This window comes from Vibrio sp. V09_P4A23P171, assembly GCF_963875615.1.
Classification (GTDB): Bacteria; Pseudomonadota; Gammaproteobacteria; order Enterobacterales; family Vibrionaceae; genus Vibrio; species Vibrio anguillarum.
The window spans coordinates 98,447-114,541 of sequence record NZ_CAWNMR010000071.1 but is presented as its reverse complement, the minus strand read 5'-3'; the positions used below and the strand labels follow the sequence as shown (position 1 = coordinate 114,541).

Genomic DNA, 16,095 nt, shown 5'->3' with positions numbered 1-16,095 from the left:
CCTTACTAGAAATAGCATGATCAGCAAAAAACGAGGCAAAATGCCTCGTTTTTTGCTTAGCACTCTGAGATAAGAATGTTAGATCCCTCCGACATCTTCATCTTCAAGCATCGAAGCACATTTAATCTCATACTGGTTAAATGAGAAGATACTAGCGCCATGAGCCCGCTTGGTGATGATCCGCTCATCATCAAATTGCACCGAAACATGGGTATAAACTTTATTTTTGACTTCGATCGTATTCATTTCGAGCAATTGCTCAAACTCCTCTCCCAGCATATCCAACGCCAATTTTGCTTTTTCTAAACGATCATTAGTCTGTTTCTTAAATTCATCAATTTTTAGCAGTTCCTCTTCCGAGCGTTCCGCTTTAGGCTTTTTCTTAAATTCAATTTCACGGCGGATCACTTCCATCGTCGCTTCTTGCGCTTGTTTATAATGCTCTTTGTGTTTCGCGACCCGTTCTTTATACACAGCATAACGAGCAAAAGCCTGCACAGCCGTGGCGGTATCGCCTTCAACACCTAGATTGAAGCAAACGATCTTACCACCAACTTTCGCGTGACCACCGCTGAGTGTGCCTTGCTTCTCTTTACTATCTAATACTTTTAGATCATTGCCACAGCGCAATTCATTGCTCATGCTGTGAACCGCTAAATTGATGTCATCTGCCGCTTGCAGTTCGCTAAATTGAGCATAGTTAGCCGTGATAGAGCCTCCTGATTTGATAATGCATGTTCTTGCTTCATCATCAAACACCGTATGGCCAATAATGCCTTTACCAACATCAATATTACCTTGGGCTTGAACATCAGCAGACTCAACAAACCCACCGATGGTGATTGAGCCCGTCGCTCTCACGATCATCCCAGGCTCGACATCGCCCGTGATGACAACACATCCTTTAAATTTCACGTGGCCAGTGGCTACACTGACGTTGTTTAAACATAAAGCGTTATCGACATCAACCGTTTTACTTTTCAGGATAGGCATGCCCGCTTGACTGGCCAGTAGCACATTCGGATCATTGGGTGAGATGTAAGACCCCTTTCCTGCAACTAAGGCCGAGTCTTTACCTGGTTTAGGATCCAGCACTTTTCCCTGCACGGTATAGCCTGGCGTTCCTTTTGTTGCAGGAATTCGACGCATCACTTCATCATCTTGACCAACAGTGATGGTTTCACCTAAGTTGCGCATATCAATTTTGTTCTGTCCTTGCTTTTTGGTCGGTGCTAACACGCGCTTACTGACATCCTCAACCAAAGGAACAAATTGTGCGTCTTTACCTTGAATGGGTTCGCGCCCCTGCGCAACAGGCTGAGTGTATACTTCCCCTGGCTTCAAGGTATTACTTACCATTAACACTTTCTTTAAAGCCAGTTTGTTGATGCCTTTTGTCACGTGGGAATGAGCCAATGCATACACCAACTCACTACCGCGCAATGCTCTGCCACCATATGCACCCGTCACGACCATGCTGGCTAACATATCTCGATCACTAAATTCAATCTCAACCGAAGCGTTCTTTTTCTCTGCAATGGTGATTCCAGAGAATGCTTCACCCTTACCCTCTTTTGCACAGTTGATAAAGCGGGTAACTTCAGTTTCATTTAAGAAAAATGTCGATGCAGATAACTCAAACAATGCTTCTTTCAAGCCTGCTTGGTCAAAATTTTTGTCGATGGACTCCGTCCCAGGCAACTGGGCAATGACTTGTTTTTTGTCCTCTGAAAGCGAAATTAAGCGTTTCCACATACTACTTAACCCATATGGTTAGATTCCGTTCATATGGCAGTGTATACAATTTACAGTATGGACTAAATCTTTAGGCAACCAAATTAAGGGCTACATCACTTAGTCACGACGAAACGAACCACATAACCTAAAAATAAACGAAAGAATGAGTTACGCAGAATTTTACAGTGTAAATAATCTGTTCAGTATTAAGACAATATCGGAAAATCATGTTTACTGTTAAAGGCGTAAGTCACCTTAACAGTGCAACCATCTTTTGAATATTCCAATGACTCACACAATTTAGAGACCAAAATAATCCCTCGACCGTGTGTACAGTTGCCGTCTACAACCGTATGTTGGTAGTCAAAGCCTTCGCCATTATGCTCAAGTGAAAAGCTCAATTCTCCCACCGTTGGGTCATAATCAATGTCTAGTTTAATCCATAACGATTCATCTAACTCATCCATACACTCTTCACGTCGTTGGTAAAAAGTGAGAAATCCATCTGGGTCATCTTTTAGTGAGGAATTAAGTTTTAATAACCCATGCTCAATGGCATTAGCAAACAGTTCTGACAATACAGAGCAAACGAGGTCAAGATGCTCGCCACCACTGATAAAACCGCGAACAATGTTACGCATCTCGACCATAATTGAAATCTTTTTAAGAATTGAAGCAGGAAAAAAGAGATGGCTTTGCATTGGTATATGGCTAAGAAACTGTTTTTTTTGCGACGCTAATATTTCATTATTATTGGTAATTGGAAATGTCATTGAAAGAATTGAGAGATCATCACCATGGCCACGATTGGAAAACTGGCATACTTCATCGTACAAATCTGAAATCTGAGTCTTACCGTTCCGTTGCAAAACTTGTTCGAGTCGCAACTGGCCAAATTGTTCCCCGTTTTCATTCATCGCTTCGGTAATACCGTCGGTATAACAGAGGATAGTTTGGTTAGGTTTTAATTTGAGATGAACTAAATTTACTTCAAATTCATCAGCATCCAGAACTCCCAGTGGCATATGTGTGGAAACGAGACGACGAACGATATTGCTCTCTTCATCCAGTAAATAACCATCAGGCAAACCACCTCCCCACCACGAAACCTCGAAGCCGTTGGCTCGTATCTCAAATACACTGGCCGCAAGCATCATGCCAACAGGCAAAAACTTTACCAGCGCACTATTAAGTTCAGCGACCATTTCGCCAAGCGACATCCCTTTTTCAGCCATTGAAAAAAAAGTACGCGTAGCAGGGATCGTTGAAATCGCGGCAGGTAATCCATGCCCAGTGGCATCGGCGATCATGATGTAGACGCCACCATAGGGCCGGTTCGCCACAATGATGAGATCACCATTAAAAATGGTCGAAGGTGTGGAGATATAACTGATGCCATAGATATTGCTGACTTTTGCACTCATCTCCTCCATTAAGTTGGTGAAAATGGATTCGGCGATGGCATAGTCATATTGTACTTGTTCGTTGAAATAATTGAGTTTATCTCGCTGTTGAGTGACTTCATTATGCATTTTCACAATACGGTAATGAGCCTGCACTTTAGCGAGCAGTACGCTTCGCTCTACTGGTTTAAGAATAAAATCATCGCCCAGCGATAAGCAACGTTCAAACGAATCATGATCATCAAGCACGGTCAAAAATATAATTGGGATATGGTGATTTGGAAAAGAGTCGCGGATCTCTTTTGCGGTGGTGAAACCATCTTTAACTGGCATCATCACATCCAACAAAATAACGTCGGGTAAGACGTCCATGACGAGCATCGCCTCAACAGCATCAGCACCATTTTCGAAGGTATCTATGTGCTCAACAATAGGCGATAAAATAAACCGACAGAGCTCTCTATTTGATTTATGGTCATCAACAATCGTTACGCGCATCGGCTCACTCCTTAAGCATTATTCGATACTAAATTTTTTATCAAATCGAGAAATCAGTAAGATTTTCCTTATTTGGGGTAAGGTATTGGTAATTCGGATCATGCCATCACTTTGCTCAAGATATTTCTGCATATTGAGCAGCATGCCAAGACCAGCACTGTCAATATAGTCCACCTTGCGTAAATCAATGGTGAATCTAAAACCTCGATAGGGTGAATAACTATTACGAAATTCTTTAACTAAGTTAAAGCCAAAAGCACCATCAATCGCGATAGTAATGTGTTTCGCATTGCTATCTATTTCAGTTTCTATACTCATCGTACTCCCTCCTAAAACAGCTCGACTTCGCCTTCGTCCATATTAGTTTGGATTGCGGCGGGACCACTTCGATTGTGCAGGCGCTCTGTCAATTGGTGAAGTTGTTCTGCCCATGCTGCTTTAGTCATGCTTTGTGTTAGTAAAGCGTTCAATAGCTCATTTGCTTCTTGCAAATAATCAATAGACGCATGCGCATAATCACTTTGTTGAACCACAATGTCAGCAAATTGAAGGGCACGGACGCCATTACTCACTTGCTGGGTTAATTCTTGTCCTAATTCTTGAATTTTTTGCACTTCTTGCTCTATTTCTATATTCACTTGTTGGACACCACGTAGCATGTGGTCCACTTTCTCTTTCGACTCAATCACGTGAGTCATATCTATCGATGCCATTTCGCCAACGGTTTTGTTTGCTCTTTGTACTGTTTGTTGAGCAACATTAATTTCTGATTCAATTTGAGTATTCAGTGCTCTTGCTTTAACCGACAAGTCGCGCACCTCTTGAGCCACGACCGCGAAGCCTCGCCCTGCCTCGCCCGCTCGCGCCGCTTCAATCGCCGCATTCAGCGCCAATAAGTTGGTCTGTTCCGATAGGCTTCTCACTTGATTTAACAGTTTAAATACCATATCCAATTTTTCTGACATGTCGTGAATGCTGTGTACCGCTGAAATACTTTTCTCCGAAATATCAATCAGAATTTGTACAAAGCCATCAATAATCGCCTCAGTCTTTGGTAGTACGGTGGTGAGATCATATTCGCTGCCTTGGTTTGCCAATAAGTTATTGACCAAGGTACTTGAGACGTGACTCTGTTTTTGGCTGATATCTTGCAAGCCAAAAAATGCGTTATTTAATGTCTCTACTGAACCTTCAATCACGGTGTGCTGCATGGTTAAAGGGCTACTCACTTTAGGTAGCGTCTCTTTGAACAGTTTTTCAATACTCTGTAGATGTTGCTGCGTTTCAAGAGTGGACTCTTCTTCAACCTTATTTTGGTTGGCTTTAGCTTTGTTTTGTTCACTAAAATTCATAGACAATACTAGCCAAGGTATTGCTGCTGCAAAAATCATTAGCCCCATGCTCCATAAATTAGGGGAGTGAAGCATGACGGCAAAAAGGGCCATTAGCTGCAAAACTAAAGCTAAAATATATTTTGCTTTTGGTGTCACTGTTTTATTTATCATCACCCATTCCTTGCTTCTCTATGTTGAGCTTATTTAATGAGACAACACTAGCGATAGAGCTCATCACAAATCCATTGTGGTATGGCATTTAACGCTTTGATATTCTGTGTTGCGCCAATCTCTACTGCCGCTTTGGGCATTCCCCACACCACTGATGTTTTTTCGTCTTGAGCTAAAGTCAATGCGCCACACAACTTCATTTTGAGCATGCCTTGCGCTCCATCTTTACCCATCCCGGTTAAGAGGATACCGATGGCTTTGTCTCCCACATTTTCAGCAACCGTATCAAACATCACATCTACTGAGGGTTTATGACGATTGACCGCAGGTCTATCGTCAACTTGACAGTAAAGGTGAGTGCCTTTTTTTATCACCATCAGATGCTTATCTCCGGGAGCAACATAAGCGCATCCATTCACTAAAGGTGCTTGATTAGCGGACAACTCTCTCACCTCTACGGCACTACAAAGATTCAAACGCTCTGCAAAGGGGCGAGTAAACATCGCACTGATATGTTGAGTGATCACGATCGGTGGCAACCCTGCTGGTAAAACAGAGAATATGCTTTTTAATGCTTCTGTTCCGCCCGTTGAGGCTCCAATCGCGATCAACTGATAACGCGCCTCTTGGTGGCTAGCCGCTATCAGTTCGACCTGATTAACCGCCGCAGAATGATGCGATTGAACGACATTTGCCCCTGCCGCCATTTTTATTTTGTCGTTCACCAGCTCCCTATAACTTGCCATTTCAGCCGTGTTTTCGACCGACGGTTTAGGGAAGTAATCCACTGCACCAAGCTCTAATGCTTCTAACGTGGCTTGAGCGCCATGCTGGGTCAAGGTTGAAATCATCACTACCGGCATAGGGCGTAACCGCATAATATTTTTTAAAAATTGCACGCCATTCATTTTTGGCATTTCAATATCTAGCGTTAGCACATCAGGGTTGTGCTGCTTGATAAGCTCTCGGGCTTGGTAAGGATCTTGTGCCATTGCGACGACGTCTAACATAGGGTCAGCATTAATCAGCTCGCAGAGCAGTGCTCTAAAAACGGGAGAATCATCGACAATCAGCACTTTGATTTTTTTCATTTAAATAGCTCCACATCATCACTCTCTTTATGCGCTTTACGATCCAACTGTGTGGCATAAACCTTTTCTTGAAAACTTAACCGGCTCACTTCGGTCAATGGAATTCTTTTTAGCCACACTTTACCTGTCATGGGTTCGAAAATGACTTTTCTCGGTTCGTCCCCCCCCAAGTCACTGGCTTCGACAATAAGCCTTTCTTGCTCAACATAGTTTTTGATGAAATCTATGTTTTTCTGGCCAATCATGGCTTTAAAACCCAGCATTTGTGCTCCACCAAAGAGTTTTACTCGTAAGCGCTGACGCTCAGCCCCCATTTTGATCAACTGATTAATCAGTAGCTCCATCGCATAGCAACCATAACGAGAGGCGGTTGAAGCAATATCATCAGGATGCCAGTGATCAATTTGTGAATGCTGATCAAAAGGCAATAAAAAATGGTTCATCCCCCCAACTTTGGCCGCTTGGTCCCACATACAGGCGGTAACGCAAGAACCTAAACCGGTACAAATGACCTCTTGTCGCATCGTACAGTACAACCCACCGGGCAAAACCTTTACCCAATCCACTTTTTGTTGGGGATGATAAAATCGGCTGAAATTCCGATTGTCGGTTGCCAAATGCATCGCCAACGAGGTCATTAATTGTTCCTCATTTTTTCACGTAAATGGTGTGGCCGAGATGATGAAAAACATCAGCACAGCGCCCCACACTTTCTGAATGACCCAAAAATAAAATCCCATTCGGTTTCAACCATTCATAGAACCTTTCGATCAAAGCCTCCTGAGTGGGTTTATCAAAGTAGATCATCACGTTTCGGCACGAAATGAGGTCTAAATTCTTAGGTAACGTCCAAGGAGATAATAAATTCAGTTGCTGAAAATGGACAAAACGTTGCAACTGACTGGCGATTTTTATTTTTCCCTGTTTGATACCGCGCCCTTTTACAAAGCACTTTTTAAGATAGTGCTGTGGAATAGTAACCACAGCCTCATCGGTATAAATGCCCGCTTGCGCATGTGCCAAAACCTGTGTGTCTAAATCTGTTGCGTAGATATCAACATTGTCCGCGAAATCAAATAAACCGCTGCTGTATAACGACGCAATAAAGCTGTATGGCTCTTCACCACTAGAGCAGCCAGCAGACCAAATTTTAGGATGACGCACGCCCTGTGATCGCCACTCATCGAGCAGTACTTTTTCTAAAAACTCAAAGTGGTGATACTCGCGAAAAAACTGGGTTTTGTTAGTCGTTAACGCATTGATGAAGTGGATCCGCTCTTGCTCATTATGCTCAATAAGCTCCTTGTAATCACAGAAACGCTGAATCCCCCGTCGACGCATCTGACGGCTCAAACGGCCGTAAACCATCGCTCGCTTGGCATCCGACAAGTAAATGCCGGCCGTTTTGTGCATAAACCACTGGATGAATTTGAAATCCTTTGCGGTGAGTTCAAATTCTTGGTCATTGTTCATCATGATTGGATGGCTATCTGTTAGAACTCTTCCCATTCATCTCCATCCTCATTGAGGTTGAGCCCAGAATTGGCAACGTTATTGGTGGCTTTAATGCCAGCCACTTTCTTGACCTTGGGTTTGGGTTGATGGGCGGAGATGGGTGTTCTTTTGGGCTCGAACGTTTTGATGTTGTCATCGGTGGTGAAATAGCTCATCAAGCTAATCAGCTCTTTCCCTTCATCTTTCAACGATTGGCTGGCCGCAGAGGTTTGTTCAACAAGAGAGGCATTTTGCTGTGTCATCTCATCCATGGCTGTAATTGCACGATTAATTTCGTCAATGCCCGTCGATTGTTCAATACTGGATGATGCAATTTGGGCGATGAGATCAGATACTTTTGCTACAGCGTCCACAATCTCATTCAACGTTGCTCCTGACTCATCAACTAAACGCGATCCCTCTTCGACTTTCTCAACACTATCTTTAATCAGCCCTTTAATCTCTTTCGCCGCTGCTGCGCTACGCTGCGCAAGGTTTCGAACCTCTCCAGCAACAACAGCAAATCCACGCCCTTGTTCTCCGGCTCTTGCCGCTTCTACCGCTGCGTTCAAAGCCAATAAATTGGTTTGAAAGGCTATCTCGTCTATCACTCCAATAATATCGGCAATCTTCTTACTCGAACGATTAATTTCCGACATGGCCGAGATCGCTTGCCCCACCACTTCACCACCTTTACTGGCTTTTTTGGCAGCATCACTCGCTAGATCGTTCGCACCTTTGGCGTTATCTGCATTTTGGCGCACGGTCGCTGTCATCTCTTCCATACTCGCGGCCGTTTCTTCTAAATTGGATGCTTGAGCTTCCACCCGTTGGCTCAAATCATTATTGCCTTGCGCGATTTCTGTTGACGCCGTAGCCACTCTGGCAGAAGAAATGGTGATTTTTTCAACCATATCGCGCAGGTTAGCAATCGAGGTATTGACCGCATTTTGCAGTTGACCAAACTCACCTTGGCTACCCTCTTCCATCTTGGTATTCAAATCGCCATCCGCCACTTTACTCATGACGTCAATACACTGAGCCAGCGGTGAAACTAAGGTATCAAGCAAGTTATTAATCCCCTCGCCCAACTCCCGCATAAATCCGCTGTACACAGTGGTATCAATTCGTTCATTCAACTGCCCTGCGATCGCTTTTTGAATGAGGCTCTCTACTTGGTATTGACCATCTTGTTGTTCGGTAATATCGATCCATTGCAATGCAGGGCCAATGTATTCCCCTTTGTGATTGTGCATCGCAATACAAGTTAAATTAAATTGCAGCGCCCCCACTTTGATGTTGGATGAAAATGGCAAACGATCAGGGTTGGCAATAATGCTACGTTGATGGCCCGGATTTTTATGAAAGATATCGATATTTTGTCCGACCAGATTATTGACGTCAAAGCTTGTTAATACTGTCCTTAACTCACTTTCTCTTGTACGCATCAACTTGGTCAATGAAGGGTTTAAGTATTGAATAATACCCTCTTTATCGGCCATCATTAGGTTGGTTGTCATCCCCTCGACTGCCGAAGCTAAGCGGCCAATTTCTTGCTCTTTTGCAATCTCTTGAGTGACATCACGCCACTCTAATGTGTTCCCGATATAAATACCGTCTTCATCAATAATGGCGCCAACATTAAGCTCGATCTTCACTCCTTTAATCGTAATCATGGTAGTGAAAGGCAAGTTGGCTGGATTAGACAACATTTGGCGTTGATGCTGTGGATTGACGTGAAAACCATCGATGCAGTAGCCAATCAATGACGACTCTTCAGCTTTAAAATCAGGCCAGACACTTTGAAAAAGCACTTCATGCTGCTTGAGTAGAATCAATGACTGCTTATTGAGATAGGTGATTTGAAAATCTCGGTTAATCATCATCAATGCGGTTTTTGCTGCATTAAGAGCAGAAAGAAGCTGCTGATTGGAAAGCCCTTCATTCTCATCGACCAATGGATCTTCTATCTGCTCAACAAATTTTTTTGGTTCTGGTTTGCGGTTCCAAAATGCCATGAGTATTCCCTCACAAAATAGCGTCTTCTACGAATGTCTGATTTAACCCAGGTACATCAAAAAGGGTCTCGATATTAATTAGGATCAAATGACCGTTAGCCACACTAGCAATTCCCTTCATAAATTGTGGTTCAACCGTGGTGGATAAGGCTGGTACAGGTTTTATCTCTTCAGCGGCTAAGTCATACACTTCTGAAACACCATCGACAATAATGCCGAGCGGATTGCGTTGCGCGTCATTCAAAACGATAACAACTGTCGTGGCCCCAATCTGTGCAGGTGGCAGATGAAAACGAATTCGAAGATCAACAATCGGTACGTACTCACCACGAATATTGAGTAAGCCAACTAAGTAATCCGGTGCATTGGGTACAGAGCGCACATCACTCCAGCCGCGAACTTCTCGGACCTCAAGGATTGGCACAGCGTACTCATCGTTATCCAGCACGAAACTAAGAAACTCTTGTTTAGACATCAGGGTTCCTCACTCAGTATTCGGTGCATATCAAGGAGCCCTTGGGTATCGAGCAGTGACATGACCTCTTCGCCAACATTGAGCAAACCGAGCGAATACGCAGCGGCAGGTGTTTCCCCCACGGCTGGAAACAGCACATTATCTCCCTGGCCAATCACATCACTCACTGCATCAACGACTAAGCCCATAATACGAGGCCGCTCTTGTTGAAGGCTACGAAGTACCAACACCACAGTCGTGGGAAAGTAGCCACAAGCCTCCATACCAAATCGAAGGCGCAGATCGATAATAGGCACAATCATACCGCGTAAATTAATCACACCTTTCACAAAGCTAGGCGCGCGAGGAATAGGCGTAGGTGGCTCCCACACTCGAATCTCTTCAACATCTTGAATTGCCACCCCGTACAACTCGTTCGCTAACCGGAAACTCAGAAAATCGGCCTCACAGCTTCTTTCTTCATACACAGCATTCAAAACACTCTGTGTTTGATTCTCTTGTTGATGATTTGGTGAATAATCATATTCCATGGCTCTTCTCTGTCACCTTCACTAAGCGGCAATAATCTTGGGAGATAAACTTGAACGTCGATTCGAGTACGTGGAGATTAACCCTTGAATATCTAAAATGAGCGAAACGGAACCATCTCCCAAAATCGTAGCTCCTGATATGCCTGCCACTTTGCAGTAATTTGACTCTAAGCTCTTTATAACCACTTGCTGCTGGTCTAGCAGCTCGTCAATCAATAAGCCAACGCGACACCCAGCGGCTTCAACAAAGCAGAGTATTCTATCGGGCAAAGCACCACTTGATCCCATTTCCAGTTCATCTTGCAGACGTAAGATAGGAATGTTTTCGTCACGAAGCCGGTACAGCTCAACCCCACCGGCGGCATACTTCACATTAGCTAGGTTGATTTGGATAGATTCGATAATGGTGAGCAGTGGGATGATGTAAACTTCCCCGCCTACTTTGATCAATTGCCCATCGAGGATGGCTAAAGTGAGTGGTAAACAGATAGTGAAATGGCTGCCTTTACCTAAAGTGGATTCGACATCAATATGCCCACCCAACTCTTCGATATTACGTTTTACAACATCCATACCGACGCCACGACCTGAAATATCAGACACTTGTTCTGCTGTTGAAAACCCTGCGGCAAAAATAAGGTTAAGGATCTGTTTGTCGGTGATATCTTCACGCCGTGTATCTTTAGGTAATACACCTTTTTCTAGCGCCTTTTGAAATATTCTTTCACAGTTTATCCCCGCGCCATCATCTTTCACTTCGATCACTATTGAGCCACCTTGATGATAAGCATGTAGTTCAATGGTGCCGATTTCTGGTTTGCCTTGTTCAAGGCGAATGTGTGGCTGCTCAATTCCGTGGTCAATACCATTTCTGACTAAATGAACCAATGGATCAACAATACGTTCAAGGACGGTTTTATCGAGCTCGGTGTGCTCGCCAATGATGTTCAGTTCTACTTTTTTTTCAAGTCGGCCGCACAAGTCTCGCACAAGGCGAGGAAAGCGGCTAAAAGCAAAGCTCATCGGCAGCATGCGAATATTGAGCACATTTTCTTGTAAATCTTTACTGTTTTGTAAAAGCTGAACTAGGCCTGCTTGCAACTTTTCTAATTTATCCATGGTGAAATCGTTACCGATTTCGGTCAGCATTGATTGGGTGATAACAAGTTCCCCAACCAAATTAATCAGGCTGTCGACTTTCTCAATATCGACGCGAATAGAGCTTACGCTGGATTCTGCTTTCGCCACTTTGGGCGCAACAGCGGGCGTAGACTCTATTGATTTTATGAGATCGATGGGTTTTATGAGATCAACTTGCTCTGCTGATTCTGTAGGGGGAACAGCGTTCGCATGAAACGTAGGTAGCGCCTCGGCCGAAGATTCCTTGCTCTCGCTGATCATATCTTGGGTCGTCGATTCTGGTACTAAAGGTTCAACAATTAGGTCACATTCATCTTCAACCCATTCAAAAATTTCGCGAATATCACTCTCTTGCACTTGGCTACTGAGAAAAATAGTCCAGCTTAAATAACAAAGCTCAGCCTCTATTTCCGCTAATTCGGGAAGGTGCTCAAGCTGAGCTTCCGCCCTGCACTGATCATCCAGTTCATAAAGCTCTCGCAGCAACCGAAGTGGATCATTACCACTGAAATAAAGTTCTCTATGCGGAGTAAAAACGACTTTCCAACCTAAGTGGTTCTCGTTGTCAGAAGCCTTTAAGAGCGATGACGTCTGTTCATCTTCGGCGTCAAGCGAGTGATGGTCTGCTAGTTCATGATCAACCGTTGAATTGTCGGCAAGTAAAGCATGCAATGACTGGCTGACTCTCTGCTGAAGCTCACTATCAACCTCACCGTGGCTCTCATGCCCCGCGAGCATATTGCGAATGCAATCACCGCTTTTCAGTAAAATGTCCACACTTTGAGCAGTGAGAGTTGATTTTTCGTTACGGACGAGGTCAAGATACGCTTCGACAGAGTGGGTAAATTCACTGATATCCAGTAAACTAAAGGTCGCAGCGCCACCTTTAATCGAATGGGCAGCCCGAAAAATGGTATTAATAGTCTCTTTCTCAACCTGATTAGGGTCAAGATTAAGCAGTACATTTTCAAGCACTTCAAGATTTTCACGACACTCTTCGTAAAACATCTTGCGCAACAGTTCCATGTCTAAAGCCATAGCTCTTCCTGCCAGTTAACGTCGTTTAACGAATGAAGCTTCTAATAAAATACGGTGTTCTATATGACCCGTTTTAGTGTTTTCAATAGCGTCTCAGGGTTGAACGGTTTAACCAACCATCCTGTAGCTCCAGCGAGTTTTCCTTCTTGTTTCTTTTCCATACTCGTTTCGGTGGTTAGCATCAAAATAGGAATAAACTTATATTGAGCATGACCACGTATCGCTTTAACTAACTCAAAACCACCCATCACTGGCATGTTGACGTCCGAAATAACAACATCAAATTTGGTTTGTTGTGCCTTACGTAATGCATCACTTCCATCAATAGCAGTTTCAACTTCATAGCCTGCATCTTTCAATGTATGGCTTAGCATTTGACGAATTGAAACCGAATCATCAACCGCGAGGATCTTTGTCATAGCCCCTTCCTTGCAAAATCTCATTACTCTGCGAACAAGCTTTCTAAAGCCAGTAGCGCAATACCTTCATTGAGCGTGTTTGTTGCGTTAACTAAAGTGATCTCAATTCCAGCTCGCTCTGCTGTCATAAACAAAGAAGCAAGCAGTTGCAGACCGGCAGCATCCACGCTATTGACTCGTGATGCATCTATCGTTAAAGGAGGAGTTAGGCTTAGCCATTGAAGATAATTTGCTTTGGAATCTAGTACCGTTGAAATTTCCAAAGACTCCGCCAACAAAAAATCCATATCTCATCCTTACGTACTATTTATATTCTATTTTTTAGGAGAACACCTGACTTTGAGTGTAGGAGGGAATACTCATTAAGCAAATGATTGAACACGTTAGGAACAAAAATAAAAACCTCACAATAAGGGGGACCGTATGGTTAACTCATTAATATAGTTTGGATTTTTTATTCTGTGACTAGAACAAAAAAATCCTACTCTTAAGACGTAAGTAGTAGGATTTTTTGTCATATGACAAGCACAGTACATCTGGAAAAGGTGTCTGCTCTTACATTATTCACGCTTTACAGTGTAAATTGGCTGCAGTTCATTGCGTTGAATGATCCACTTTACAGTGTAAATCATCTAATAGTCGATTAAGGTCATGACGGAGGGTAGCCTCAATCATTTTCCGTCCAGTGAGGTTTAATTGACTGGCACACTCTTGCCAGCTTTTCCTTTGCAATACTTTGACAATAAGTACATCAGATAACAGTGATAGAGCAGCTTTATCCAATGAAGTAATTAGCCGATGAATCCATACACTCACACTCTCATAATCCGCACCGCCTTGTGCGTAACAACGTAGCAATGAATAAGGTAGGAAATTAACTTCATTTGAATCCGCGCATGCGACACGATCTCGGACTAATGACAAGATGGTCCGAACCAAAGCCGGCTCTAAACTTTGCAAAGAATCAGATAGCGAGAAAATGAAATGCTGCTCGAAAATTTGTTCAGCCCGAGTTAACCAATCCAATTTTTTCTCTTGGAGCATGATTAAGGAAAAACAGCCACTTGCGCTGTCTCTGTGGCTCCCTAGTTTTATCGGAACAAATTGGTTCTTAGCCCAAAAAGCCATTAAATCGCTCGTTACGCCAAAACTCGTCGCTAAATAGTCGGCATCATTTTCCAACATGCACGCTTCAATCAAGCGGCTGCCTAACCCTTGATTTTGTAATTCGGGATGAACTGCAATACGCATGATGCGCTGACAAACACTCTGCGCTGCCTGCGTAATACCTACTTGATTAGCTAAGCAAACAGGAACTAGATGACCTTTAGGACGCCGCTTTCCTCGTTGGATCTCTTCCACTAAAGCGCTACAAAGCCCACCTTCACGAACTGTCAGCAAACAACCGACACAAACCTCGCCTACCATTGCAGCAACTAGCTGAACTTTATCGTCCGCTAAAAAATGAAATAGATCGTTCGGTGATGTCTGGTAATGAGCATTCACTAATAACGAAAAAATAGCGGCTAAGCGTGTCGGGTTGGCAATGAGTTGAGCCTTATCCAGATGCTCAATGTTAAGTGTCGCTAACTGTTCTGATGTCATCGTCGGCAATGTAGCTAAATCATAACGAAGGAGGAAAGTATCGTAATGCCACGCTTCTAACGGATCACCCTGACGCCAACGGATCGGCTGATCTAAATGGAGAGTTCGAGTCCCAGCTCGATGGTGTGCTAACCAAGTTTGAAACTTAAGCGTGAACCCTCTCCCACACCCTTCGTAGCCATGAATGGTGGTAGAAAAGACCGCACGATGATAGTGTTCAACCCAGTTTTTTAACATTGATAAAGGCAGCGCGGCCGCTTCATCTACCAATAGGAGATCACACTGTGGCCGATGCAAAATCAGCTCATCCGGTGCCACAAACGTCAATGACGAGTTTTGCCAAGTAAGGGATTGTCTGGTGACGTGAGCGCCTGCTAAACCTTTAGCCGCATGTTCAAATATCGGCGCTACGGCATGGATTGAGGGTGCCGTGACCACAATATCTAATGAACGAGACGCCATCAATTTAGCCGCAGCAATACCAAGCGCACTGCTTTTCCCTCGTCCCCGATCGGCAGTGAGAACCAATGGTCGCTTGCGATGCCCATCCATAACACGAAGAATTGCTGAAACCGCATCAACTTGCTGTTCATAAATCGGTGATTGAGAACTGACTCGTGGATAAACGGGTAAAGGAGGGCAAGGTTGATTCTGTTCTATAACAACAAGCTGTTCCAACGCTCGCGTTAACCAGCGCTCAGCAAAAGAGTCATTACGCTGAGGGGCTTCAATGATCAACAGTAACCCACCACCGACCAGTGAACCCAGCGCAGCACTGAAACTGTTCGCATCAAAACCATGGTGATTATCACAAATAAGTAAATGGCATTCTTGACCAAGAAACTGCTGCCCTTTGTTGAAGGGGGCATAACGAACGCATGGTAACGGTTCTCCGCCTAACTGAAATATGGCTTGCCCCTCATTTTTTGCGAGAAAATGCATAAGCACGTGTTGTTGCCATTGAGGCTCACCACGGATTAAGAGCCCCATACGCCATAGGCTATTCTCAGCCTGCACCATCAAATCATCTAAATAAGCCGCTATCATGTTCATATTTACGCCACCTCGCTGAAACGCAATGGTAGCACAGCCGCTATAATCACTGTGCGTCGTTAAAAATATTTTTCTTTACGACAAATTAT

14 protein-coding genes are annotated in these 16,095 nt (G+C 43.8%); all 14 read right to left on the bottom strand.

Going from position 1 to position 16,095, the window contains the following annotated elements; all coding sequences use genetic code 11:
* Window positions 1–78 precede the first annotated feature (78 nt).
* A complete protein-coding gene (locus AACT23_RS17150) occupies window positions 79–1,755 on the bottom strand; it encodes a DUF342 domain-containing protein (RefSeq protein ID WP_094128638.1) in 1,677 nt (558 codons plus the stop codon).
* A gap of 188 nt (window positions 1,756–1,943) precedes the next feature.
* Window positions 1,944–3,638: an ATP-binding SpoIIE family protein phosphatase gene (locus AACT23_RS17145; protein WP_017050738.1), complete on the bottom strand. Its 1,695-nt coding sequence runs from the start codon at window positions 3,636–3,638 to the stop codon at window positions 1,944–1,946.
* 18 nt (window positions 3,639–3,656) lie between these two features.
* Window positions 3,657–3,956, bottom strand: a complete 300-nt coding sequence (locus AACT23_RS17140) for an STAS domain-containing protein (RefSeq protein ID WP_013868210.1) — start codon at window positions 3,954–3,956, stop codon at window positions 3,657–3,659.
* A gap of 11 nt (window positions 3,957–3,967) precedes the next feature.
* Window positions 3,968–5,146, bottom strand: a complete 1,179-nt coding sequence (locus AACT23_RS17135; RefSeq protein WP_017046870.1) for a methyl-accepting chemotaxis protein — start codon at window positions 5,144–5,146, stop codon at window positions 3,968–3,970.
* 44 nt (window positions 5,147–5,190) lie between these two features.
* Window positions 5,191–6,234 carry a protein-glutamate methylesterase/protein-glutamine glutaminase gene (locus AACT23_RS17130; protein WP_017042334.1) on the bottom strand — a complete coding sequence of 348 codons (1,044 nt, stop codon included), beginning with the start codon at window positions 6,232–6,234 and terminating at the stop codon, window positions 5,191–5,193.
* The gene (locus tag AACT23_RS17125; protein ID WP_013868213.1) at window positions 6,231–6,872 is read right to left on the bottom strand and encodes a chemotaxis protein CheD; all 642 of its coding nucleotides are present in this window, start codon (window positions 6,870–6,872) and stop codon (window positions 6,231–6,233) included. The genes AACT23_RS17130 and AACT23_RS17125 overlap by 4 nt, the downstream gene beginning before the upstream one ends.
* A 10-nt stretch (window positions 6,873–6,882) precedes the next feature.
* The gene (locus tag AACT23_RS17120; RefSeq protein ID WP_017044936.1) at window positions 6,883–7,743 is read right to left on the bottom strand and encodes a CheR family methyltransferase; all 861 of its coding nucleotides are present in this window, start codon (window positions 7,741–7,743) and stop codon (window positions 6,883–6,885) included.
* Window positions 7,728–9,746, bottom strand: coding sequence for a methyl-accepting chemotaxis protein (locus AACT23_RS17115; RefSeq protein WP_017044937.1), 2,019 nt, complete (start codon window positions 9,744–9,746; stop codon window positions 7,728–7,730). Before AACT23_RS17115 ends, AACT23_RS17120 begins: the two co-directional genes overlap by 16 nt.
* 10 nt (window positions 9,747–9,756) lie before the next feature.
* Window positions 9,757–10,221, bottom strand: coding sequence for a chemotaxis protein CheW (locus AACT23_RS17110; RefSeq protein WP_017042330.1), 465 nt, complete (start codon window positions 10,219–10,221; stop codon window positions 9,757–9,759).
* Window positions 10,221–10,751: a chemotaxis protein CheW gene (locus AACT23_RS17105; RefSeq protein WP_017044938.1), complete on the bottom strand. Its 531-nt coding sequence runs from the start codon at window positions 10,749–10,751 to the stop codon at window positions 10,221–10,223. The genes AACT23_RS17110 and AACT23_RS17105 overlap by 1 nt, the downstream gene beginning before the upstream one ends.
* A 21-nt stretch (window positions 10,752–10,772) precedes the next feature.
* A complete protein-coding gene (locus AACT23_RS17100) occupies window positions 10,773–12,929 on the bottom strand; it encodes a chemotaxis protein CheA (RefSeq protein ID WP_094128635.1) in 2,157 nt (718 codons plus the stop codon).
* Between the two features lie 59 nt (window positions 12,930–12,988).
* The gene (locus AACT23_RS17095; protein WP_040122889.1) at window positions 12,989–13,348 is read right to left on the bottom strand and encodes a response regulator; all 360 of its coding nucleotides are present in this window, start codon (window positions 13,346–13,348) and stop codon (window positions 12,989–12,991) included.
* A 23-nt stretch (window positions 13,349–13,371) separates the two neighbouring features.
* Complete coding sequence (locus AACT23_RS17090) at window positions 13,372–13,635, bottom strand: STAS domain-containing protein (RefSeq protein WP_017044940.1); 264 nt, start codon at window positions 13,633–13,635, stop codon at window positions 13,372–13,374.
* A gap of 307 nt (window positions 13,636–13,942) precedes the next feature.
* Window positions 13,943–16,006: a tRNA(Met) cytidine acetyltransferase TmcA gene (locus AACT23_RS17085; RefSeq protein WP_094128632.1), complete on the bottom strand. Its 2,064-nt coding sequence runs from the start codon at window positions 16,004–16,006 to the stop codon at window positions 13,943–13,945.
* Between the last annotated feature and the right edge of the window lie 89 nt (window positions 16,007–16,095).